Here is a 22,871-nt window from a genome sequence, read left to right as displayed (position 1 = left end):
TATCGGAGCCCGCCGCGCCCTCTGCCGGGATGCGACCTTCGCGGGGGTGGATTCCCCCGCCGCGCTGTGCTTTAGGCGGCCCGACATTCCCGATCTTCGAAAAAGAAGGGCCCCGCTCCCATGAACATTCACGAATATCAGGCCAAGGAACTGCTGGCGAAGTTCGGCGTGCCCGTGCCCGCCGGTGTCGCCGCGATGAGCGTCGAGGAGGCGGTTGCCGCCACCAAGCAGCTTCCCGGGCCGCTGTATGTCGTGAAGGCGCAGATCCATGCCGGCGGCCGCGGCAAGGGCAAGTTCAAGGAGCTGCCGCCCGAGGCCAAGGGCGGCGTCCGCCTGGCGAAGACCGAGGAAGAGGTCCGCACCGCCGCCAGCGAGATGCTGGGCAACACGCTCGTCACGATCCAGACCGGCCCGGCCGGCAAGCAGGTCAACCGCCTGTACGTCACCGACGGCGTCGACATCGCCAAGGAATTCTACCTCGCGCTGCTGGTCGATCGCGCCAGCGGCCGCGTGGCCTTCGTCGTTTCGACCGAGGGCGGCATGGACATCGAGACGGTGGCCCATGACACGCCGGAGAAGATCCACACCTTCGCGGTCGATCCGGCCACCGGCTTCATGCCGCACCACGGCCGCGCCGTGGCCAACGCGCTGGGCCTGAAGGGCGATCTGGCGAAGCAGGCCGAGAGCCTGGCCGCCAAGGTCTATGACGCCTTCCTGGGCACCGACGCCTCGCAGATCGAGATCAACCCGCTGGCCGTCACCGATGACGGCAAGCTGCTGGTGCTCGATGCCAAGGTCGGCTTCGATTCGAACGCGATGTTCCGTCACAAGGACCTGATGGAGCTGCGCGACGAGACCGAGGAAGACCCGATGGAGCTGGAAGCGTCGAAGTACGACCTGGCCTACATCAAGCTCGACGGCGACATCGGCTGCATGGTCAACGGCGCCGGCCTGGCGATGGCGACGATGGACATCATCAAGCTGAACGGCATGTTCCCGGCCAACTTCCTGGACGTCGGCGGTGGTGCTTCCAAGGAGAAGGTGACCGCGGCGTTCAAGATCATCCTGAGCGATCCGGCGGTGAAGGGTATCCTGGTCAACATCTTCGGCGGGATCATGCGCTGCGACATCATCGCGGAGGGCATCGTCGCCGCCGCGAAGGAAGTGAACCTGTCGGTTCCGCTGGTCGTCCGCCTGGAAGGCACCAATGTGCAGCAGGGCAAGGACATCCTCGCCAATTCGGGTCTTGCGATCGTGCCCGCCAACGATCTGGGCGACGCCGCCAAGAAGATCGTGGCCGAGGTGCAGAAGGCCGCCTGAGCGCTGTCCTCCCCAGGGAGCGTTTCGGAACAGGAGAGAGAGCAGATGAAGGTCTTGGTGCCGGTCAAGCGGGTGCTTGATTACAATGTGAAGCCGCGGGTGAAGGCGGACGGGACGGGCGTGGACCTGTCGAACGTCAAGATGAGCATGAACCCGTTCGACGAGATCGCGATCGAGGAAGCGGTGCGCCTGAAGGAGAAGGGCGCGGCGACCGAGGTGGTGGTGGTGACGATCGGCGTGGCGAAGGCGGAGAGCGACGTGCTGCTGACGGCGCGCGCGATGGGCGCGGACCGCGCGATCCTGATCCAGACCGACGAAGAGGTGGAGCCGCTGGCGGTGGCGAAGCTGCTGAAGGCCGTGGCCGCCGAGGAGCAGCCGGGGCTGATCATCCTGGGCAAGCAGGCGATCGACGACGATTCGAACCAGACCGGCCAGATGCTGGCCGCGCTGCTCGGCTGGGCGCAGGGCACCTTCGCCAGCGCGGTGGAGATCGCGGGCGATCGCGTGAAGGTGACCCGCGAGGTGGACGGCGGGCTTGAGACCGTCGACCTGAAGCTGCCGGCGATCGTGACGACCGACCTGCGGCTGAACGAGCCGCGCTATGCGACGCTGCCGAACATCATGAAGGCGAAGTCCAAGCCGCTGCTGAAGAAGACGGTGGCCGATTACGGCGTGGACGCGAGCCCGCGGCTGAAGACGCTGAAGGTGGTCGAGCCCGCCAAGCGCACGGCGGGCGTGAAGGTGGCCGATGTCGACGCGCTGGTCGGCAAGCTCAAGGAACTGGGAGTGGCGGCATGAAGGCGCTCGTCTGGGTCGAGCACGACAACCAGGTCGTGAAGGATGCCACGCTGTCCGCGGTGACCGCCGCGTCGCAGCTTGGCGAGGTCCACCTGCTGGTGGCGGGCAAGGGCTGCGCTGGCGTGGCCGATGCGGCGGCGAAGATCGCGGGCGTGGGCAAGGTCCACCTGGCCGACGACGCGGCCTTTGAGCATGCGCTGGCCGAGAATGTCGCGCCGCTGGTGGCGAAGCTGATGGAAAGCCACGATGCGGTGCTGTTCCCGGCGACGACGACCGGCAAGAACGTGGCGCCGCGCGTGGCCGCGCTGCTCGACGTGATGCAGTTGAGCGACATCCTGTCGGTGGAAGGGCCGGACACGTTCACGCGCCCGATCTATGCCGGCAATGCGATCGCCACGGTGCAGACCAGCGATCCGAAGCTGGTGATCACGGTGCGCGGCACGGCCTTCGCCAAGGCGGCGGCAGAGGGCGGATCGGGCGTGGTGGAGGCGGTGGCCTCGACCGGCGACGCGGGGCTCTCGAGCTTCGCCGGGGCGGAGATCGCCAAATCCGAGCGGCCCGAGCTGACGAGCGCGAAGGTGATCGTCTCCGGCGGCCGCGCGCTTCAGAACAGCGAGAACTTCCACGCGATCATCGAGCCGCTGGCCGACAAGCTGGGCGCCGCGGTGGGCGCCAGCCGCGCGGCGGTGGACGCGGGCTATGTGCCCAACGACTATCAGGTCGGCCAGACCGGCAAGATCGTGGCGCCGGAGGTCTATATCGCGGTCGGCATCTCCGGCGCGATCCAGCATCTGGCGGGGATGAAGGATTCGAAGACCATCATCGCCATCAACAAGGACGAGGACGCGCCGATCTTCCAGGTCGCCGACATCGGCCTGGTCGGCGATCTGTTCAAGGTCGTCCCGGAGCTGACCGAAAAGCTCTGAGGCGCGGTGAACCTGCACGAACATGGGGCGGCGCACCTGCCGGGTGCGGCCGCCCCTTTTCTTGACGCGCTCGAAGCCGTGGCCGCCGGGCTGCCGGCGGATCAGGCGGGCATCCGGCTCCATGGGGTGCCCGGGCTGGCGGAATTGCTCGGCCCGGGCGCGCTCGGGGCGATCGCGGCGGGGCGGATCGGTGCGGCGGCGCGGCCGGTGCGTGCGATCCTGTTCGACAAGAGCGCGGCGGCCAACTGGGCGCTCGGCTGGCACCAGGACCGCACCATCGCGGTGCGCGCCCGGGCGGCGGTATCCGGTTTCGGCCCCTGGTCGCGCAAGCAGGGCATGCAGCACGTCGAGCCGCCCTTTGCGCTGATCGAAGCGATGCTCACGATCCGTATCCATCCGGACGCGGTGGACGGCGGCAACGCCCCGCTGCTGATCGCGCCTGGATCACACCGGTTGGGACGCATAGCGGAGGCGGATATCGATGCTGTCTTGGCGCGCTGCGGCACCCGGGCCTGCCTTGCCGCGCGCGGGGACGTGTGGCTCTATGCCACCCCGATCCTGCATGCCTCCGCATCGGCCGCGCTGCCGGGCCATCGCCGGGTACTGCAGGTCGACTATTCGGCACAGGTGTTGCCCCTGCCGCTGGAGTGGCTGGGTATCTGAGAGCTGCGGCCGGGCGCGTTCAGGCGCGACGCTTTATCCCGCGTCGAGCTCCGCCTCGTCGTTCGTGTCCCCGCGGCGGGCGGCGAGGCGCAGGACCAGGAAGCCCGCGACCGCGGACAGCAGCGATCCCGCCAGCACGCCGATCTTCACCGAATCGGCCAGCTCCGGCTGATAGGGGAAGGCCAGGCCGCCGATGAACAGGCTCATCGTGAAGCCGATTCCCGCCAGCAGCGCCACGCCATAGATCTGTGCCCATCCCGCGTTGCCCGGCCGCGGCGCGAAGCCGGCCTTCTCCGCCGCCCAGATACAGCCGAAGATGCCGATCTGCTTGCCCAGCAGCAGCCCCGCCGCGATGCCCAGCGGCAGCGGCTCCAGCAGCGTCGCGGGCGTCACCCCGGCGAGCGAGACGCCCGCGTTGGCGAAGCCGAACAGCGGCACGATCAGGAACGCCGACCAGGGATGCAGGGCATGTTCCAGCCGGTGGAGCGGCGAATCCTCCGCATCCGGCGCGCCGGGCGTCTTGCGGATCGGGATCATCATCGCCGCCGCCACGCCCGCGATCGTGGCATGCACGCCGGAGAGGAACACGAAGTACCACAGCACCGCCGCCATCAGCAGATAGGGCCACAGCTTCGTCACCCCGCTGCGCCCCATCACATACATCACGGCCATCACCAGCGCCGCCAGCCCCAGCGCCAGGCTGTTGATGCTGGCGGTATAGGCCAGCGCGATGATCGCCACCGCGCCCATATCGTCCACGATCGCCACGGTCGTCAGGAACAGCTTGAGCGATGCGGGCGCGCGCTTGCCCAGCAGCGCCAGCACGCCGATCGCGAAGGCGATGTCGGTCGCGGCCGGGATCGCCCAGCCGTTGGTGAGCCCGGGCATTCCCGCGGTGATCGCCAGATAGACCAGCGCCGGAAAGAGCATGCCCGCCGCCGCCGCAACCACGGGCAGGCGGCGATGCTCCCAGCTTGCCAGCCGCCCGTCGACGAACTCGCGCTTGATCTCCAGACCGACGAGCAGGAAGAACAGCGCCATCGCGGCGTCGTTGATCCACAGGTGGACGGTCATCGGCCCATATTTTGGGCTGATCACCGGGCCGGTTTCCAGATGGAGGAGGTGGAAATATTCCTCCGCCAGCCCCGGCAGGTTGGCGGCGATCATCGCCGCCGCGGCCGCCGCCATCAGCACGATGCCGCCCGCCGCCTCCCCCTTCAGGAATTCGCGGAGCGCGGAGCGGACGCGAGGGCGGTGCCGGGTATCCTGTTGCATAACGTCACCCTATTGACTGGAATTCCGGGTGCAAACCCCCTAGGCCAGCCGAAATGCCGGGTTCTGACGCTCCCAGTCTGCGTAGCTCCCCCTGGCGCTGGTGGCGCCAGCAGCTCACCCGCTCGGTCGATCATGTCGCGGTGGTGGAGCGCGTGCGCGACGAAGCCGGGCTGAACGGCCGGTTCGCCTTCATGATCCTGATGTCGGCGGGAATCGCCGTGCTGGGCCTGCTGCTGTCCTCGCCGGCGGTAGTGATCGGCGCGATGCTGATCTCGCCGCTGATGGGGCCGATCATCGGCCTGGGCTTCGGCCTGGCGACCTTCGATTGGCGCGAGATCCGCGAGGCGGCGGTCGCGCTCGCTGCCGGCGTGCTGATCGCGGTACTGTTTTGCGCGTTGATCGTGCTGGTCTCACCGATCCAGAACGTGACGGACGAGATCGCGGCGCGCACGCGGCCGAACCTGTTCGACCTGCTGGTCGCGCTGTTTTCCGCGCTGGCGGGCGCTTATGCGATGGTGCGCGGGCGCGAAGGGACGATCGTGGGCGTGGCGATCGCCACCGCGCTGATGCCGCCGCTGGCGGTGGTCGGGTTCGGCCTGGCCACCGCGAACTGGACCGTGTTTGGCGGATCGCTGCTGCTGTTCTTCACCAATTTGATGACGATCGCGCTCGCCGCCGCGGTGATGGCGCGCTTCTATGGGTTCGCGACGCATCTTTCGCCGCAGCATACGATGCTGCAACTGGTGGTGGCCTGTGGCGTGTTCCTGGCGCTGGCGGTGCCGCTGGGCCTGTCGCTGCGCCAGATCGCCTGGGAGAGCGTGGCTTCGCGCCAGGCGCGCGAGGTGGTTTCCGCGCAATTCTCCAGTGACGCGCGGCTGAGCCAACTCGAGGTGGATTTCGCGCGCGTGCCCGTCCGGCTGAGCGCGGTGGTGCTAACGCCGGAGCTGCGCCCAGGCGCGGACCGCACCATAAGCGCCACGCTGACCCGCCTGTTCGGGCGCCCGGTGGAGGCCAGGCTGGAGCAATATCGCGTCGGTACCACGGCCCAGGCGGAAGCCGTGCAACTCTCCCAGGCGCGCAGCCACGCCAGCGAGGAGGAGGCGCGCCTGATCGAGCGGCTGGCGGTGGCGGCGGGCGTATCGGCCGATGCGGTCACCGTGGATGGCGGCCACCGGCAGGCGACCGTCAACGCCCAGCCGCTGCCTGGCGCCACCATCGGTACCTATCGCGCGCTGGAGGAGCGCGCCGCCGCGGGTGCGCCGGAGGGCTGGACGATCGCGCTTGTACCCCCGCTGGCGACCATCGGCGCGCTGAGCTTCGACTCCGCGGGCGATCCGGCGCCGGACCGGATCGCCGACGCCGCCTGGGCGGCGCGGCGGCGCGGGCTGGCGGTGTCAGTCGGTGGTGCGGGCGACGGTGCCGATCGCGCCGCCGCCGCGCTGGAAGCGGCCGGAGTGCCGGTGGTGCGCGGCCCCGCGAACGGGGCCGTCACGCTCAGCCTTGCGCTGCCCGAGCCAGTGCCTCCGCAATGAGCCGGCGGCTGTTCTCCACGCCGTAGAGCGCGATGAAGCTGCCCATGCGCGGCCCCTGTTCGGAGCCGAGCAGCGTCTCGTACAGCGCCTTGAACCAGTCGCGCAGATTCTCGAACCCGCCCAGATCGCCGAACTGCGCCTTGCCGATCTCATAGACCTGGTTCTGGATCTCTTCGGCGCCCGCGCCCTCGGGCAGCGCGGCCAGCACCGCGTCGAGCCGCTCCAGCGCCGCAATCTCCACGCCCTGCGGCGCGCGCTTGTTCAGCGCCGGCGCCACGAAATCGCGGGCATAGGCGAGCGCATAGCCGATCATGCGGTCCAGCTCGGGATGGCTCGCCGCGTCCGCGCCGGGCAGGTAGTTGCGGAGATATCCCCACACCTGCTCCTTGCTCGCCTCGCCCATCACGCCGACGAGGTTGAGCAGCAGGCCGAAGGTGACCGGCAGCGTCTCCGCCGGCACATCGCCGTTGTGGATGTGGTGGACGGGGTTGCCCAGCTTCTGCTCGACGGGCTGTTCCGGATAATTGGCGCGGAACTGCCAGTAATCGTCCACCGCGCGCGGGATAAGGCCCAGGTGGAGCGACTTGGCCTTCTTGGGCTCGCGATAGATGTAGAAGGCCAGGCTCTCGTCCGGGCCATAGGTCAGCCATTCCTCGATCGAGAGGCCGTTGCCCTTGGTCTTGGAGATCTTCTCGCCCTTGGCGTCGAGGAACAGCTCATAGGTGAAGCCCTCGGGCGGGCGGCCGCCCAGCGCGCGGGTGATCTTGGAGCTTTGCTCGACCGAGCTGATCAGGTCCTTGCCCGACATCTCGTAATCGACGCCCAGCGCCACCCAGCGCATCGCCCAGTCGACCTTCCACTGCAGCTTGGCATGGCCGCCGAAGATGGTCTGCTCGATCCGCTCGCCCTCGTCCATGAAGGCGACCATGCCGGTCTCGGCGTCGATCACCTCGACCGGGACCTGGAGCACGATGCCGCTCTTGGGGCTTACCGGCAGGACGGGCGAATAGGTCGCCTGCCGCTCGGCGCCCAGCGTCGGCAGCATGATGTCCATGATCTTGCGATAGTTGCGCAGCACCGCCCGCAGCGTCTCGTCGAACCGGCCGGAGGCATAGCATTCGCTCGACGAGAGGAACTCATATTCGAAGCCGAAGCGGTCGAGGAACTCGCGCAGCATCGCGTTGTTGTGATGCGCGAAGCTCTCATATTTGCCGAAGGGATCGGGCACGCGGGTGAGCGGCTTGCCCAGGTTGGCGGCCAGCATCTCCTTGTTCGGTACATTGTCCGGCACCTTGCGCAGCCCGTCCATGTCGTCGCTGAACGCGATCAGCCGGGTGGGGACGTCGCTCAATGCCTCGAACGCGCGGCGCACCATGGTGGTGCGCAGCACTTCGTTGAACGTGCCGATATGCGGCAGGCCCGAGGGGCCGTAGCCGGTTTCGAACAGGACATAGCCCTTTTCCGGCGCGCCGCCCTGCTCGATGGCGGGATAGCGTTTCAGCAGCTTGCGCGCCTCTTCATAGGGCCAGGCCTTCGAAGCGAGCGCGGCTGCGCGCAGGGTGTCCTTGTCGATCATGGTGCGGCGCCTCTAGCCGAGCGGGGCGGGGAGGGCCAGTGCCGGGCGGGCGGGCGGATTTCGTTTTCCTTTCGTTCCCAGCCGCCTATCGTGGCGCCGTGACCACGCTCCCCTATCCCGCGCTCCACGCCAGCCATTCGGGCACCTGGATCGCCACGCCCGGCGGCGATTGCCGCGCGATCGGGCGGGGGGAGGCGATCCGCATCGCGGCGGACACGCCCGTGATCCTGCTCAACGCGCCGCTGGTGGGCCAGCGGCTGGGGCATCCGGAGCTTTCGGGGCTGGACGTGCTGGAGCTGTGGGCGTTCCTGCGCCCCGCGCGCTTCATGGTGCCGACGCCCCGGGGGCTGGCGCGCGCGGCGGGGATCGATCCGCCGGCGAGCGACGCCGAAATCGCGCCCTTCCTGCGCCGCGCGGCAGAAGCGCTGCTGGCGATGGCCGAGGGGCCATGGCCGGAGCGCGAGGGCGCGTGGAACGCCGCCCAGTCGCTCGCGCGGCTGCGCTGGCCCTGGGCGGCGGCGGTCAGCCAGCGGCTGGGGCGGCCGGAACAGGCCGAACGCTGGCTGTTCTCGAAGCTGCCCGAGTGGGAGGAGCGCGCGCCCCGCCCCGCCCCGCGCACCGTGACGCTGGGCGAGGACCAGGTCGCCGCCCGGCTCGATTCGCTCACCGGCGCGGGGGCGGAGCGGCGCGAGGGGCAGCGCGCCTATGCCCAGGCCGCCGCCGCCGCATTCGAGCCGCGGCGGATGCGCGATGCGCCCAATCTGGTGCTGGCGGAGGCGGGGACGGGGATCGGCAAGACACTGGGCTATCTGGCGCCCGCCTCGCTCTGGGCGGCGGAGGCGGGGGGTGCCGTCTGGATCTCCACCTTCACCAAGGCGCTCCAGCGCCAGCTTTCGCAGGAAAGCGAGCGGCTGTTTCCCGATCCCGAGCAGCGCAAGCGCCGGATCGTGACGCGCAAGGGGCGCGAGAATTACGTCTGCCTGCTCAACCTGGAGGACGCGCTGCAAGGCGGCTTCGCGGGGCGCGCCGCCGTGCTGGCGCAGCTCGCCGCGCGCTGGGCGGCCTATACGGCGGACGGCGACATGGTGGGCGGCGATCTGCCCGGCTGGCTGCCCGTGCTGTTCCGCCGCAACGGATCGACCGCGCTGACCGACCGGCGGGGCGAATGCATCTACGCCGGTTGCCCGCATTACCGGAAATGCTTCATCGAGCGCGCGTCGCGGGCCAGCGCCGACGCCGACATCGTCATCGCCAATCACGCGCTGGTGATGGTCAACGCCGCGCGCGGGCGTGAGGCTAACAGCCGCCCCGCGCGCTATGTGTTCGACGAAGGGCATCACCTGTTCGATGCCGCCGACGCGATCTTCGCCGCGGCGCTGACGGGGCAGGAGGCGATCGAGATCCGCCGCTGGATCACCGGGCCGGAAGGCACCAGCCGGGGGCGCCGCCGCGGGCTGGCGGCGCGGCTTTCCGATGTCGCCAGCTATGACGCCGAAGGGGGCGAGGCGATCGCGGCGGCAGTGGCCGCGGCGCGCCAGCTTCCGTCCGATCAATGGCTCCAGCGGCTGGCGGAGGGCCAGCCCTTCGGCCCGGTCGAGGCGCTGCTCGCGGCGGTGCGCGGGCTGGTCTATGCCCGCGACGAGGGCGAGGATGCGGGATACGGCCTGGAGACCGAGCTGGCCGAGCCCGATGCCGCGCTGGTGGAGGCGGCCGGCCCTGCCGGTGAGGCGCTCGATGCGCTGCTGCGGCCGATGATCGTGCTGGGGCGGCGGCTGGAGGCGCTGCTCACCGACGGCCCGGACTGGATGGACGGGCCGGCGCGCGCGCGGATCGAGGGGGCGATCGCCTCGCTCGGCTGGCGGGCGGACACGGTGGGGGCCTGGCTGTCGCTGATCGCGCGGATCGGCGGACCGGCCGATCCCAAGTTCGTGGACTGGCTGGCGGTCGATCGCGTCGAGGGGCGCGAATATGACGTGGGGCTGCACCGCCACTGGCTCGATCCCTCGCGGCCGCTGGCCGATGTGGTGCTGAAGCCCGCGCATGGCGCGCTCGTCACCTCCGCCACGCTGCGCGCGGGGGGCGACTGGGAGGTGGCGGAAGCGCGCACCGGCGCGGCGCACCTGCCGCTCCCCGCCATGCGTTTCGAGGCGCCGAGCCCGTTCGATTATGCCGCCAATTCGGAAGTGATCATCGTCACCGACGTCAAGCGCGGCGACCTGGCGGCGCTGGCCAACGCCTATGCGCGGCTGATCGTGGCGGCGGGCGGCGGCACGCTGGGGCTGTTCACCGCGATCCGGCGGCTCCGGTCGGTGCATGCGCGCGTGGCCGACCGGCTCGCACGCGAAGGGCTGCCGCTCTATGCGCAGCATGTCGATCCGATCGACACGGGCACGCTGGTCGATATCTTCCGCGACGATCCGCGCGCATCGCTTCTGGGCACCGATGCGCTGCGTGACGGAGTGGACGTGCCGGGCGATTCGCTGCGGCTGGTGGTGATGGAGGGCGTGCCCTGGCCCAAGCCGGGCGTACTCCATGCCGCGCGGCGGCTGGCGGGCGGCGGCGGCGCCTATGACGACCGGATCGTGCGCGCGCGGATGGCGCAGGCGTTCGGCCGGCTGATCCGCCGCGCGGGCGATCGCGGCGCCTTCGTGCTGCTCTCCGCCGCGTGCCCCAGCCGCCTGCTCAGCGCCTTTCCAGCGGGAACCCCGGTATCGCGCGTGCCGCTGGACGAGGCGGTGGCGCGTATACGACTTTCCTTGGACACATCTCTGCGGCAAGAGGCCCCCGCCGGAGTCCGGGGATCGGGATGAAGACGCTCACGCTGCTGCGCCACGCCAAATCGGGATGGGACGATCCGGTCGCCCGCGATTTCGATCGGCCGCTGAACCCCAAGGGCCAGCGCGCCGCCCAGGCGATTGGCCGCCACATGCGCGCGCTGGATCTGGAATTCGATCATGTCGCCGCTTCCCCCGCGGCGCGCGTGGTGCAGACGCTGGAGCAGATCGAGGCGGGGTATGGCGGCGCGCTGGCCCCGGCATGGGACCAGCGGCTCTATCTGGCATCGGCCGCGACGCTGCTCGATATCGTGCGCGAGCTGCCCGAGGGGGCCGGCAGCGCGCTGCTGGTCGGCCACAATCCGGGGCTTGAGGATCTGGTGCTGCTGCTCGCCCAGGATGGCCCGCTGGTGGAGAATGTGGAGGAGAAATTCCCCACCGCCAGCCTGGCCGAGCTGCGGTTCGACGTGGCGCGATGGGAGGATGCCGCGCCTGCCACGGCCGAGCTGATCCGCTTCGTCCGCCCGCGCGACCTGGACCCCAGCCTGGGGCCGGACCGGGGATAGGGCCGGGAGCGGGCCGGCGCCGATTCCGCCAAAGGCGGACAGACCCTAATCGCCGGCCGAATCGTCTTTCAACGCCTGGTCCAGCGAGTCGCGGATCGCTTTCAGCGCTGCCGGATCGCTCGCGGGGGCCGGGGCAGGGGCAGGCGCGGCGGCGCGCGCCGCCTTGCCGCCGCGCTCGGCAGCCAGCAGCCGCTGCACGCCGCGGATCGTATAACCTTCCTGCGACAGCAACTGGTGGATGCGCCGGACCAGCGCGACGTCCTCCGGCCGGTAATAGCGGCGATTGCCCGCGCGCGTGAGCGGCCGGAGCTGCGGGAAGCGCGTCTCCCAATAGCGCAGGATATGCTGGGGGCGCCCAATCTCCTGGGCGAGTTCGCCTATCGTCCGGAGGGCGCCAGCCGCCTTCTCCGGCATGACCTAAATCACCCCGCCGCCACGATACGGTCGCGCATCATCTGGCTGGCCCGGAAGGTCAGCACGCGGCGCGGCGCGATCGGCACTTCGATACCCGTCTTGGGATTGCGGCCGACGCGCTCGCCCTTGTCGCGCAGGATGAAGCTGCCGAAGCCGGAGATCTTCACATTCTCGCCCTCGGCCAGCGCGTCGCACATATGGCCCAGGATCTGCTCCACCAGCCGCGCGGCATCGGCACGCGACAACCCGACCTCGGTGTGCAGCTTTTCCGCCAGGTCTGCCCTGGTAAGCGTGCCCGCCTCGGCCATCATGCAGCTCTCCCCCAAAAATCCGGTCGACTCAGCCTAACAGATTGTGACTGCGGCGCAAACCAGAACATTTCCGAACTGTAACAATGCCCCGCGAACCGGACGATCAGAAGCGGACGACCGCCGCGCCCCAGGTGAATCCGCCGCCCATCGCCTCCAGCACCAGCAGGTCGCCGGGCTTGATTCGGCCATCCTTCACCGCGGTATCGAGCGCCAGCGGAACCGATGCGGCGGAGGTGTTGGCATGCTGGTCGACGGTGACGATCACCTTCTCCGGCGCCAGCCCCAGCTTGCGCGCTGTTGCGTCCAGGATGCGCTTGTTGGCCTGGTGCGGCACCACCCAATCGACGTCGGCCGGGGTCAGCCCCGCGGCGTCCAGCGCCTCGCCCATCACCCCCGCCAGGTTGACCACGGCGTGGCGGAACACTTCCGAACCCTTCATCCGCACCTTGCCCACGGTGCCCGTGGTCGAAGGGCCGCCATCGACATAGAGCAGGCCGTTGTGCCGCCCGTCGGCATGGAGCCGCGCGGCCAGGATGCCGCGGCCCTGCGGCCCCGCGCTCTCCTGCGCCTCCAGCACCACCGCGCCCGCGCCGTCGCCGAACAGCACGCAGGTGGCGCGATCCTCCCAATCGAGGATGCGGCTGAACGTTTCTGCCCCGATCACGATCGCGCGGCGATGCGCGCCGGCGCGGATCATCGAATCGGCGACCTGCAACGCATAGAGAAAGCCCGAGCAGACCGCCGCGACATCGAAGGCCACGCAATCGTTGATGCCCAGCGCCGCCTGAACGCGCGTCGCGGTGGCGGGAAAGGTCTGGTCGGGCGTCGCGGTGGCGAGCACGATCAGGTCGATATCCTTCGCTTCCCGCCCCGCGGCGGCCAGCGCGGCGCGCGCGGCATCGGCGGCCAGCGTGCCGGTGGTTTCCCCCTCGCCCGCGATGTGGCGGAAACGGATGCCGGTCCGCTCGACGATCCAATCGTCGCTGGTGTCGACCTTCTCCGCCAGCTCGGCGTTGGAGACGCGGTGGGGCGGCAGGGCGGAACCGGTGCCGAGGATTACCGAACGCACAGCCATCAGCGTGTCACGCAGCCTTCGCTTCGAAGTTTCCCAGATCCTCGGCGATGCGCCGCATCAGATCCTCGCGCACCAGCTTGGCGGCGAAGCCGATCGCGGTGGCCACGCCCACCTCGTTCGCGCCGCCGTGGCTCTTCACCACCAGGCCGTTGAGGCCCAGGAAGACGGCGCCATTGTGATTGTTTGGGTCCAGATGGTGCTTGAGCAGCTCGGTGGCCGGCCGCGAGATCAGGAAGCCGATCTTGGACCGGATCGAGCTCTGGAAGGCGCGGCGCAGCAGATCGGCGACGAATCGCGCGGTGCCCTCGACGCTCTTCAGCGCGATATTGCCCGAGAAGCCGTCGCAGACGATCACGTCCACGTCGCCGCGCGACAGGCGGTTGCCCTCGATGAAGCCGGTGAAGGTCAGCGGCAGATGCGTCGCGGCGCGCAGCGCGGTGGCGGCATCGCGGATGCTCTCGGTGCCCTTCAGCTCTTCGGTGCCGATGTTGAGCAGCGCGACGCGCGGGCTTTCCAGGTCGAGCGCGGTGCGCGCATAGGCCGCGCCCATCACCGCGAACTGGACGAGGTTGCGGGCGTCGCATTCGGTGTTGGCGCCCAGATCGAGCATCACCGTGTCGTTGTCGCCCAGGCTGGGCATAAGCGCGGCCAGCGCGGGGCGATCGATGCCCGGCATGGTGCGCAGCGACAGCTTGGCCATCGCCATCAGCGCGCCGGTGTTGCCCGAGGATATGGCGGCGCCGGCCTTGCCCTGCTTCACCAGATCGATGGCGATTCCCATCGACGTGGTCTTGGCGCGGCGAATCGCCTGGCTGGGCTTGTCGTCCGCGCTGATCACGTCGGGCGCGTGGACGATCTCCGAAGCCGCAGTCAGGTTCGGATGGCTCTTCAGCCCTTCGCGAATCCGCGCCTCATCGCCGACGAGGTAGAATTGCATCCCCTCGAACCGGCGGCGCGCGGCGGCGACCCCGGCGAGCATCACGGCAACCCCCTCGTCGCCGCCCATCGCATCGACGGCGATCCGCGAGAGGTTGGTCATGCCGCTAAGCCCCCGTTGCGCCGTGGCGATCAGCCTTCGACCGACACGACCTCACGGCCGTTGTAATGGCCGCAGGCGGAGCACAGCACGTGCGGGCGCTTCAGCTCGCCGCAGTTCGGGCACTCCTGGAACGCCTCGACCTTGAGCGCGTCGTGCGCCCGGCGCATGCCACGCCGCGAGGGCGAGGTCTTTCTCTTGGGGACGGCCATTTCGGCACCTTCTTCGACAACAACAGAAAACCACGGTCGCGATATGCCCGCGTTGCGGCCCGGGCAAGCGACGCCGTATCCGGCCGCTCACCGGACCAGCGGACAGGTCACGAAGCGAGCGAGCGCCTATAGCGATTTCGTGCCGCGTTGCAAGGGCGCGCGGGGCGTGCCACCAACCCCTTATAGAGTTGGAGGGGGGACGATGACGATATTGCCCGTAACGCTGGCCACCGCGGGCTTCGCCGCGCTGATCAACATGTGGCTCAGCATGCGAATCGGCCGCATCCGCATAAAGGAGCGAATCTCGATCGGCGCCGGCGGCAACGACCGGCTGGAGGCGTGCATGCGCGCGCAGGCGAACTTCATCGAATACGCCCCGATCGTGCTGATCCTGCTGGCCCTGATCGAACTGGCGCTGGGCAGCCCGGCGTGGCTGTGGGGCGTGGCCGGGGTGTTCCTGGTATCGCGCGTGCTCCACGGCATCGGCATGGACGGCTGGATGCCGGGCCGCCAATGGGGGATCGCGGGCACCATGCTGGTGATGCTGGGCCTGGCGTTCACCGCGCTGGCGATCCCCTGGCTGGCGTTCTGAGGCGGTTCAGCCGCCGCGGGCCAGCACCGAATCGGCGACGAAGGGATTGTTCTGCCGTTCGTGCGCAAAGGTGCTCGGCTGGTTGTGGCCGGGGACGAACACGGTGTCGCCGCCCAGCGGCCACAGCTTCTGCGTGATCGAATCGATCAGGTCCTGGTGATTGCCCAGCGGGAAATCGGTGCGGCCGATCGATCCCTGGAACAGCACGTCGCCGACGATCGCCAGCTTCGATTCGGGATGGTGGAACACGACATGGCCCGGCGTGTGGCCGGGGCAGTGATAGACGTTCAGCGTCAGATTGCCGACGGTCACCGTGTCGCCGTCCACCAGCCAGCGATCGGGCTCGAACGGGGTGCCGCGCACGCCATAGCGGCGGCCGTCCTCGTCCAGGCGCGATATCCAGAACCGATCCGCCTCATGCGGCCCTTCGATGGGGACGCCCAGTTCGCGCGCGAATTCGCCCGCCGCGCCGCAATGATCGATATGGCCATGGGTCACCAGGATCTTCTCGATCGTCACGCCATGCTGCTTGGCGGCGGCGCGCAGGCGATCCAGGTCGCCGCCGGGATCGACGAAGGCGCCGCGCATGGTTTCGGTACACCACAACAGCGTGCAGTTCTGCTGGAGCGGCGTTACCGGCACGATCGCCGCGCGCAGGGGGGGCTGGGACATCGCCGCCGGGATAGGCGGACGGCGCCGCCGCGGCAACATCGCGCGCCAACATGGGCTTGCCCCGGCGGCACGGGGACGGCATGCCCGGGCCGTGGTCCGCCTTCCCGACGCCCCGTTCGTGCTGCTCGACGATGCCCGCCCCGGCGGCGGTGCGCGCCTCTATGCGCGGCCGGTGGAGATCGTGACCGGCGATGTCGCCGCGGGGCTGGCGCGGCTGCGCGAGGCGCAGGCGGCGGGGCTGCATGCCGCGGGCTTCCTGTCCTATGAAGGCGCCGAGACGCTGGAACCGCGCGCCTGGGCGGCGCCCGCCGCCGAAGCGGGGCCGCGGCTGTGGTTCGGCCTGTTCGAGGAATATGCGCCGGTGGCGGACGCGGCGGCGCTGCTGCCCGATCCCGCAGGCGCCTGGGCAGGGGCGCCCGAACCCCGCATCGCGCGGCGGGAGTATTTCGCCCGCCTGGCGCGCGTGGCCGAATATATCGCGGCCGGCGACATCTATCAGGCCAACCTGACCTTCCAGTCCGACGTGCGCTGGGCGGGCGATCCCGCCGCGCTCTATGCGCTGGTGCGCGGCCGGGCGGCGGCGGGCTATGGCGCGCTGGTCCATACCGGCGAGCGCTGGCTGCTCTCCTTCTCGCCTGAGCTGTTCTTCCGCATGGACGGCAGCCGGATCACCGCCGAGCCGATGAAGGGCACCGCCGTGCGCCTGGACGATCCGGCGGCGGACGCGCGCGCGGCGCTGGCGCTGCGCGAGGATCCCAAGCAGCGGGCCGAGAATCTGATGATCGTCGATCTGATGCGCAACGACCTCAGCCGGGTGGCGCGCGCGGGTTCGGTGGCGGTGCCGCGGCTCTTTCACGTGGAACAATATCCCACCGTCCACCAGATGATCTCCACCATCACCGCCGATCTGGCGGAGGGCGTGGGCGCCGCCGACGCGCTGGCGGTGCTGTTCCCCTGCGGATCGGTGACGGGCGCGCCCAAGGTGCGGGCGATGCAGATCATCGAGGAGGTGGAGCGGGCGCCCCGCGGCGTCTACACCGGCGCGATCGGGCGGCTGGACGCGAACGGCGACGCGCTGTTCAACGTCGCGATCCGCACGCTGGCGATCGATCCGGCGGGGCGCGCATCGATGGGATTGGGGTCCGGGCTGGTGGCCGATTCGCGCGCGGAAGAGGAATGGGACGAATGCCTGGCCAAGGGCGCGTTCCTGACCGCCGGCGAAAAGCCGTTCGACCTGATCGAGACCATGGGGTTCGAGCCCGAACAGGGGATCGTGCTGCTCGACCGCCACCTGGCGCGGATGAAGGCGAGCGCGGATGCCTTCGGCTTCTCGTTCGATCGCCACATGGTGCGCAACGAGCTTCAGGCGGCGACCTTCCGGCTGCACGCGCCCGCGCGCATCCGGCTGTTGCTCGCGGCTTCGGGGGCGATCGCCATCGGCATCGCGCCGATGCCGCCGCGCCGCGCCGGGCCGATGCGCGCCGCGATCGCGCCGCTGCCGGTGGCGGCATCGGATTTCCGCCTGCGCCACAAGACCAGCCGCCGCGGCTTCTATGACGCCGCGCGCGGGGCGGGCGGCGCGGACGAGGTGGTGTTCGTGGACGCGGAAGGCTTCCTGACCGAGGGCAGCTTCACCAGCCTCTTCGTGGAGCGCGAGGGGGTTCTCGTCACGCCGCCGCTCGCACGCGGATTGCTGCCCGGCGTGCTGCGTGCGGAGCTGCTGGAAAGCGGGCGCGCGGTGGAGGGCGATCTGGTCCCCGGCGATCTTGCGGGCGGCTTCTGGCTGGGCAACGCGCTGCGCGGATTGGTTGCGGCTGTTACGGTTGCGGAAACGGAGAGGGCGGCGGTATAGGCGCGCGCGGCCGCAGGGCCGCTCCTCCAGATCAGGCGCCTATCACGATGCAACCTTCCGCCGCGCTCAACCGCATCCAGCCCTCCGCCACGCTTGCGATGACCTCGCGTACGCTCGAGCTGCAGCGCCAGGGCATCAACGTGATCAGCCTGGGCGTGGGCGAGCCCGATTTCGACACGCCCGACTTCATCAAGGAAGCCGCGATCGCCGCGATCCACGCGGGCAAGACCAAATACACCAATGTCGACGGCACCGCCGAGCTGAAGGAGGCGATCGCCGCCAAGTTCAAGCGCGACAACGGGCTGGACTATACGCCGGCCCAGATCAGCGTGAACTCGGGCGGAAAGCACACGCTGTTCAACGCGATGGTCGCCACGATCGACGCGGGCGACGAGGTGATCATCCCCGCCCCCTATTGGGTGAGCTATCCCGACGTGGTGCAGTTCGCGGGCGGCACCCCGGTGTTCGTCGCGGCGGGGCCGGAGCAGAGCTACAAGCTGCTCCCCGCCCAGCTTGAGGCGGCGATCACGCCCCGGACCAAGTGGCTGATCCTCAACTCGCCGTCGAACCCCACCGGCGCCGCCTATTCTGCCGCCGAGCTGAAGGCGCTGGGCGAGGTGCTGGAACGGCATCCGCACGTGTGGATCTTCGCCGACGACATGTATGAGCACCTGCTCTACGACGGCTTCGAATTCGCGACGATCGCCCAGGTCTGCCCCACGCTCTACGATCGCACGCTGACCTGCAACGGCGTGTCCAAGGCCTATTCGATGACCGGCTGGCGCATCGGCTTCGCGGGCGGCGCGCAGTGGCTGATCAAGGCGATGGCCAAGCTCCAGTCGCAGTCGACGTCGAACCCCTGCTCGATCAGCCAGGCGGCCTCGGTCGCGGCGCTGACCGGCGACCAGTCGTTCCTGAAGGATTGGGTGAAGGCGTTCCAGGCGCGGCGCGATCTGGTCGTCTCGATGCTCAACCAGATCAACGGGATGAGCTGCCCGCGCCCCGAAGGCGCCTTCTACGTCTATCCCGAGTTCGCCGGCCTGATCGGCAAGACCACGCCCAAGGGCAAGGTGATCGCCACCGACGAGGACATGGTCGGCTATCTGCTCGACGAGGCGCAGGTGGCGGCGGTGCATGGCGCGGCGTTCGGGCTCTCGCCCGCGATGCGGATCAGCTATGCCACGTCGGACGAGTTGCTGCGCATCGCCTGCGAGCGGATCCAGACGGCGTGCGCGGCGCTGCGCTGAGCGGGCCGATGTAACCGCGCGGCCGCGCCCGGCGTATCCGGGGGGAAAGCATCCCCCGGCGCGATGAGGAGCGGACGATGGCGAAACGGATGACGGCTGTGCTGGCGGGTGCGGTGGCGCTCGCCATGGTTTCGGCCTGTTCGGATGCCGGTGCCGGTCCGCCTGCGGCGCCCGGCGGCGCGGTGCGCATTCCCGCCCCGGCGAAGGACGTGCAGGGCGTGCGCGGGCCGCAGGTGGCGGTGCTGGCCGGCGGCTGCTTCTGGGGCATGGAGGCGGTGTTCGAGGGCGTGAAGGGCGTCCGTTCGGTCACCAGCGGCTATGCCGGCGGCACGCGCGAGACCGCGACCTATGACCAGGTATCGACCGAGCGCACGCGCCATGCGGAGGCGATCCGCATCGTCTATGATCCCGCGGTGGTCAGCTATGGCACGCTGTTGCGCATCTTCTTCGCGGTCGCGCACGATCCGACGCAGCTAAACTATCAGGGGCCGGACAAGGGGCCGAGCTATCGTTCGGCGATCTTTCCGCGCGATCCCGCGCAGCGCGCCGTGGCCGCCGCCTATATCGCCCAGCTCGGCGCGGCGCGCGCCTATCCCCGCCCGATCGTCACGCGGATCGAGCAGGGGCCATTCTATCCGGCCGAGGGATATCATCAGGATTTCGCGCGGCGCCACCCCAGCCACCCCTATATCGTCCGCTGGGACCATCCGAAGATCGCGGCATTCCGCGCGGCGTTTCCCGCGCTGGCGCGATAGGGCGCGGTCCTAAAGCCGGACCATATGATCGCAAAGCGCAAGCGGCGCGGGACGGTGGCTGGCCAGCACCAGTCCCTGCCCGGTGCGATCGAGCCACGCCTTCAGCGCGGCCACCAGCCGCGCCTCGGTCGCCGCGTCCAGCCCCTCGCTCGGCTCGTCGAGCAGCAGCCACGGCCGCCCCGCCAGCAGCCCGCGCGCCAGCGCCAGCCGCTTGCGCTGACCGCCCGATAGCTGGGTGCCGCCCTCGCCGATCCACTGGTCCAGCCCGCCGGGCAGCGCGCGTATCTCGGCATCGATGCAGGCGGCGGCCAGCGCCTCCCAGATTTCGGGCTCGGCGATCCCCGGCCGTGCGATGCGCAGGTTGTCGAGAACGGTGCCCGCGATCAGCATCGGTTCCTGCGGCACCAGCGCGAAGCATTGGCGCAGCACGGCCAGGCCCAGCGCGGCGGCAGGGGTCTCCTCCCCGCCCAGCGCGAGCCGTTGGGGGGCGTCCCGGCGGAGGCCCGCCAGCGTCTCGATCAGCCGGGTCTTGCCGCTGCCCGATGCGCCCAGGATCGCCACGCGCCCGCCCGGCGCGATCCGCTCCGCGCCATTGCCCGCGTCGATCGTGAGCACCGGGCGGGCGGGCGCCGGCGGCGGCGGTGCGGCATCGGGCTCGCCCGCCAGCGCCTCCAGCCGCCGCGCGGCCGAATCGATCGAAGGCGCGCGAATCTCCGCACGGGCCAGCGCGGCCACCGCCTCGCCGCTCGCCGCCGCGGCCAGCGCCGCCATCGCGGCCATCGCCGGGCCGCCGCCCGCCGTCGCGATCGCCAGCGCGCTGGCCAGCCCCGCCGCGGCCGGGATCGCCGCGCCGATGGCGGCCTCCGCCACGGCAAGGTCGCGCAGCGCGCGGTCGTGGCGTTCGGCCAGCCGCTCCAGCTCGGCCGAGACCTGGCCGGTCAGGCGATAGACGGCGATCTCGCCCGCCGCCGCGGCATATTCGGTCAATGCTATTTTCAGGCCGGTCAGCGCCGCCGCAGCAGCCTCTGCGCGGGCGGGCAGCATGCGCCGGGCGGCACGGCGCGTGATCCAGGCCGCGCCGCCCAGGCACACCGCAACCGCCAGCGCGGGAAATGGCCCCGCCAATGCCGCCAGCCCGATCGCGGTGCCTCCCCCGGCCAGCGCCCCCGCCAGCGCCGGGCCGCGCACCAGCCGGTCCTCAAGCTGGTCGACATCCTGCCCCAGCAGCGCCGCCGCCTCCCCGCCCGAGAGCCGCAGCGTGCCCCGCCCCTCGGCCGCCGCGGCGCGCGCGAACAACAGCGTGCGTACCGAAGCCAGCGTGGAAAGCGCCGCGCGATGGCTCAGCAGCCGTTCGAAATAGCGCGCGGCGGTGCGCAGGATCGCCAGCAGGCGGATCATCGCGCTGGGCACCAGATAGTTGAACGCGCGCGCCGCGGCCGGCCCCGTGCCGCCCGCGATCGCCGCCGCGGTCAGGAACCAGCCCGATATGGCCAGCAGCCCCACGCTCGCGAACCCCACGGTCAGCCCGGCGGCAACCGCCAGCCGCCGGGTGCCGCGCCAGGGGGCGGCGCAGGCGGCGAGCGCTTCGGGAAGCAGCGGCGGGCTCATGCGATCGCCACCGTGCGCGTCGCCGCCGCGATCAGCGCCGGATCGTGCGTCGCCGCCAGCACGCCATGCTCGCGCGCCAGGCCGGTCAGCAGCGCCACGATCGCGGCGGCGGTTGCCGGATCCAGATCGGCCGTCGGCTCGTCGAGCAGCAGCAGCGGGCGGCCGCTCAGCACGGCACGCGCCAGCGCGATCCGCCGCCGCTCGCCGCCCGAAAGGCCCGATCCGCGCGGATCGATCCAGGTGTCCAGCCCGTCGCCGCGCGCCGCCAGCAGCGGACCGAGACCCACCCGCTCGGCGGCGGCGGCGATCGCGTCCTGGCTGGCGGCGGGATCGGCCAGCGCGATGTTCCGGGCGATCGTGCCGGGCAGCAGCGCGGCATGCTGGCCTGCCCATCCGATCGCGTCGTTGACAGCACCCGGCCGGACCGGTGCGTCCCCCAGGCGCAGCGTGCCCGAAGCGAGCGGCGCCAGCCCGATGATCATGTGCAGCAGCGACGTCTTGCCGCTGCCCGTGGCGCCGGTCAGCGCCACCAGCTCGCCGGGGCGCACCGCCAGTTCGAACGGGCCGACCGATCGGCCGCCGCCATAATCGATCACCGCCGCCTCGACCGACAGCGAAGCGGCAGGCGGAACGGCGGTTTGCGCGGGTTCGGGCGCCGCAGCGCCGCTGCGCTCCGCGATCGCCGCCGCCGCCGCCTCGCCAAGCTGCTTCTCGTGATAGGCGGCGGCCAGCCGGCGCAGCGGCAGATAGAATTCGGGCGCCAGCGCCAGCGCGAAGAAGGCGCGCGGCAGGTCCAGCGTCTCGGGCACCGGAAAGGGCAGCAGCCCCAGCAGGGCGAACCCGCAATAGACCGCGACCAGCGCCACCGATATCGCCGAGAAGAATTCGAGCGTGCCCGAGGAGAGGAAGGCGATGCGCAACACCGCATAGGTGCGGTCCGCCACGCCCTGAACGGCGGTGTCTAGCTGGCGGGTCACCCGGTCCTCGGCGCCGAACGCCAGGATCACGGGCAGCGCGCGGATGCGATCGACGAACAGCCCCGACAGCCGCGACAGCGCCGCCACCTGCGCGTCCGCCGCCCGCCGCGCCGCGCCGCCCGCCAGCGCCATGCCGATCGCGAAGGGGATCAGCGTCGCGACCAGGATCGCCGCCGAAACCGGGCTGGCCAGCGCGACCAGCGCGGCGATCAGCAGCGGGGTGACCGCCGCCGCGCGGCGCAGCGGCACGAAGCGGCCGTGATAGCCGGTCAGCGCGGAAACCTGGTCCACCGCGCTCGCCAGCTCCTCGCCCAGCATCCGCCGTTCCTGCGCGCGCGAACGTAGCAGATGGGGGAACAGCGCGGCGCGCACCCCGCGCTTCGCCGCATCGGCGGCCGCGATCCCAGCGGCCTCGGCCTGCGCCTGGATCAGCGCGCGCGCCAGCGCCGCCGCCGCCATCCCCGCTGCGCAGGCTACGGCCCAATACGTATTTCCGATCAGCAGCATATGGAGCGAAAGCGCCAGTGCCGCGGCAAACACGGCCGCAGCCGGACCGTCGAGAATCCACCATAGCGACGGCGCAGGAGAGGTCCGCCCGGGCGAAGAATCGGCTTTCGTTTTCACCGTTATCTGCATAGATGCGAAACTACGAACTATCCTCCCCTCGGTGAAGGGAAGGCAGAGCCTTAG

At 70.4% G+C, this 22,871-nt stretch carries 21 protein-coding genes; 11 read left to right on the top strand and 10 right to left on the bottom strand.

What is annotated here, in order from left to right; all coding sequences use genetic code 11:
• Window positions 1-120: 120 nt before the first annotated feature.
• The 4 genes from sucC to OM513_RS01765 are packed head-to-tail and all read left to right on the top strand — an operon-like array spanning window position 121 to window position 3,707.
• A complete protein-coding gene (gene sucC / locus OM513_RS01780; protein WP_264942428.1) occupies window positions 121-1,320 on the top strand; it encodes an ADP-forming succinate--CoA ligase subunit beta in 1,200 nt (399 codons plus the stop codon).
• Between the two features lie 45 nt (window positions 1,321-1,365).
• On the top strand, window positions 1,366-2,118 hold the full coding sequence (locus tag OM513_RS01775; RefSeq protein WP_264942427.1) for an electron transfer flavoprotein subunit beta/FixA family protein: 753 nt from the start codon (window positions 1,366-1,368) through the stop codon (window positions 2,116-2,118).
• Window positions 2,115-3,044, top strand: coding sequence for an electron transfer flavoprotein subunit alpha/FixB family protein (locus tag OM513_RS01770; RefSeq protein WP_264942426.1), 930 nt, complete (start codon window positions 2,115-2,117; stop codon window positions 3,042-3,044). Before OM513_RS01775 ends, OM513_RS01770 begins: the two co-directional genes overlap by 4 nt.
• Before the next feature lie 6 nt (window positions 3,045-3,050).
• Entirely contained in the window at window positions 3,051-3,707 is a 657-nt protein-coding gene (locus tag OM513_RS01765) for a phytanoyl-CoA dioxygenase family protein (RefSeq protein ID WP_264942425.1), read from the top strand.
• Window positions 3,708-3,740: 33 nt separating this feature from the next.
• Here the strand turns inward: OM513_RS01765 and nhaA are convergent, their stop codons facing one another.
• A complete protein-coding gene (nhaA, locus tag OM513_RS01760) occupies window positions 3,741-4,982 on the bottom strand; it encodes a Na+/H+ antiporter NhaA (RefSeq protein WP_264942424.1) in 1,242 nt (413 codons plus the stop codon).
• Between the two features lie 53 nt (window positions 4,983-5,035).
• Here nhaA and OM513_RS01755 point away from each other — a divergent pair, with 53 nt between their 5' ends.
• The gene (locus tag OM513_RS01755; RefSeq protein ID WP_264942423.1) at window positions 5,036-6,514 is read left to right on the top strand and encodes a DUF389 domain-containing protein; all 1,479 of its coding nucleotides are present in this window, start codon (window positions 5,036-5,038) and stop codon (window positions 6,512-6,514) included.
• Here the strand turns inward: OM513_RS01755 and OM513_RS01750 are convergent.
• Entirely contained in the window at window positions 6,477-8,090 is a 1,614-nt protein-coding gene (locus OM513_RS01750; RefSeq protein WP_264942422.1) for a lysine--tRNA ligase, read from the bottom strand. The two genes, OM513_RS01755 and OM513_RS01750, sit on opposite strands and share 38 nt — an antisense overlap.
• A 98-nt stretch (window positions 8,091-8,188) precedes the next feature.
• On the opposite strand from OM513_RS01750, the gene OM513_RS01745 reads away from it, so the two are divergent.
• Both OM513_RS01745 and OM513_RS01740 read left to right on the top strand, forming a co-directional pair.
• Window positions 8,189-10,900, top strand: a complete 2,712-nt coding sequence (locus tag OM513_RS01745; RefSeq protein ID WP_264942421.1) for an ATP-dependent DNA helicase — start codon at window positions 8,189-8,191, stop codon at window positions 10,898-10,900.
• Entirely contained in the window at window positions 10,897-11,430 is a 534-nt protein-coding gene (locus tag OM513_RS01740; RefSeq protein WP_264942420.1) for a SixA phosphatase family protein, read from the top strand. The genes OM513_RS01745 and OM513_RS01740 overlap by 4 nt, the downstream gene beginning before the upstream one ends.
• A gap of 45 nt (window positions 11,431-11,475) precedes the next feature.
• On the opposite strand, the gene OM513_RS01735 is transcribed toward OM513_RS01740, so the two are convergent.
• The 5 genes from OM513_RS01735 to rpmF form a co-directional block, all read right to left on the bottom strand.
• A complete protein-coding gene (locus tag OM513_RS01735) occupies window positions 11,476-11,844 on the bottom strand; it encodes a MerR family transcriptional regulator (protein WP_264942419.1) in 369 nt (122 codons plus the stop codon).
• A gap of 8 nt (window positions 11,845-11,852) precedes the next feature.
• Window positions 11,853-12,152, bottom strand: a complete 300-nt coding sequence (locus OM513_RS01730; RefSeq protein WP_264943009.1) for an integration host factor subunit alpha — start codon at window positions 12,150-12,152, stop codon at window positions 11,853-11,855.
• A gap of 106 nt (window positions 12,153-12,258) precedes the next feature.
• Window positions 12,259-13,230, bottom strand: a complete 972-nt coding sequence (locus tag OM513_RS01725) for a beta-ketoacyl-ACP synthase III (RefSeq protein WP_264942418.1) — start codon at window positions 13,228-13,230, stop codon at window positions 12,259-12,261.
• Between the two features lie 7 nt (window positions 13,231-13,237).
• A complete protein-coding gene (plsX, locus tag OM513_RS01720) occupies window positions 13,238-14,269 on the bottom strand; it encodes a phosphate acyltransferase PlsX (protein WP_264942417.1) in 1,032 nt (343 codons plus the stop codon).
• 29 nt (window positions 14,270-14,298) lie between these two features.
• A complete protein-coding gene (gene rpmF, locus OM513_RS01715; RefSeq protein WP_264942416.1) occupies window positions 14,299-14,478 on the bottom strand; it encodes a 50S ribosomal protein L32 in 180 nt (59 codons plus the stop codon).
• Window positions 14,479-14,680: 202 nt separating this feature from the next.
• On the opposite strand from rpmF, the gene OM513_RS01710 reads away from it, so the two are divergent.
• Entirely contained in the window at window positions 14,681-15,070 is a 390-nt protein-coding gene (locus tag OM513_RS01710) for an MAPEG family protein (RefSeq protein WP_264942415.1), read from the top strand.
• 6 nt (window positions 15,071-15,076) lie between these two features.
• On the opposite strand, the gene OM513_RS01705 is transcribed toward OM513_RS01710, so the two are convergent.
• Window positions 15,077-15,742, bottom strand: coding sequence for an MBL fold metallo-hydrolase (locus OM513_RS01705; protein WP_264942414.1), 666 nt, complete (start codon window positions 15,740-15,742; stop codon window positions 15,077-15,079).
• Window positions 15,743-15,833: 91 nt separating this feature from the next.
• Here OM513_RS01705 and pabB point away from each other — a divergent pair, with 91 nt between their 5' ends.
• The 3 genes from pabB to msrA all read left to right on the top strand — a co-directional run bounded on the left by pabB (window position 15,834) and on the right by msrA (window position 19,596).
• The gene (gene pabB / locus OM513_RS01700; RefSeq protein WP_264942413.1) at window positions 15,834-17,594 is read left to right on the top strand and encodes an aminodeoxychorismate synthase component I; all 1,761 of its coding nucleotides are present in this window, start codon (window positions 15,834-15,836) and stop codon (window positions 17,592-17,594) included.
• Window positions 17,595-17,641: 47 nt separating this feature from the next.
• Window positions 17,642-18,841 carry a pyridoxal phosphate-dependent aminotransferase gene (locus OM513_RS01695; protein WP_264942412.1) on the top strand — a complete coding sequence of 400 codons (1,200 nt, stop codon included), beginning with the start codon at window positions 17,642-17,644 and terminating at the stop codon, window positions 18,839-18,841.
• 125 nt (window positions 18,842-18,966) lie between these two features.
• The gene (gene msrA / locus OM513_RS01690; protein WP_380916263.1) at window positions 18,967-19,596 is read left to right on the top strand and encodes a peptide-methionine (S)-S-oxide reductase MsrA; all 630 of its coding nucleotides are present in this window, start codon (window positions 18,967-18,969) and stop codon (window positions 19,594-19,596) included.
• Between the two features lie 9 nt (window positions 19,597-19,605).
• Here the strand turns inward: msrA and OM513_RS01685 are convergent, their stop codons facing one another.
• Window positions 19,606-21,204 (bottom strand): ATP-binding cassette domain-containing protein, encoded by a 1,599-nt coding sequence (locus OM513_RS01685; protein WP_264942410.1) that lies wholly within the window; start codon window positions 21,202-21,204, stop codon window positions 19,606-19,608.
• Window positions 21,201-22,688 carry an ATP-binding cassette domain-containing protein gene (locus tag OM513_RS01680; protein WP_264942409.1) on the bottom strand — a complete coding sequence of 496 codons (1,488 nt, stop codon included), beginning with the start codon at window positions 22,686-22,688 and terminating at the stop codon, window positions 21,201-21,203. Before OM513_RS01680 ends, OM513_RS01685 begins: the two co-directional genes overlap by 4 nt.
• Between the last annotated feature and the right edge of the window lie 183 nt (window positions 22,689-22,871).

This window comes from Sphingomonas canadensis (assembly GCF_026013525.1).
In the GTDB taxonomy this organism is placed as follows: Bacteria; Pseudomonadota; Alphaproteobacteria; order Sphingomonadales; family Sphingomonadaceae; genus Sphingomonas; species Sphingomonas canadensis.
Note: the sequence above shows the minus strand (reverse complement) of the source record. Positions and strands in the feature narration are given on the sequence as shown.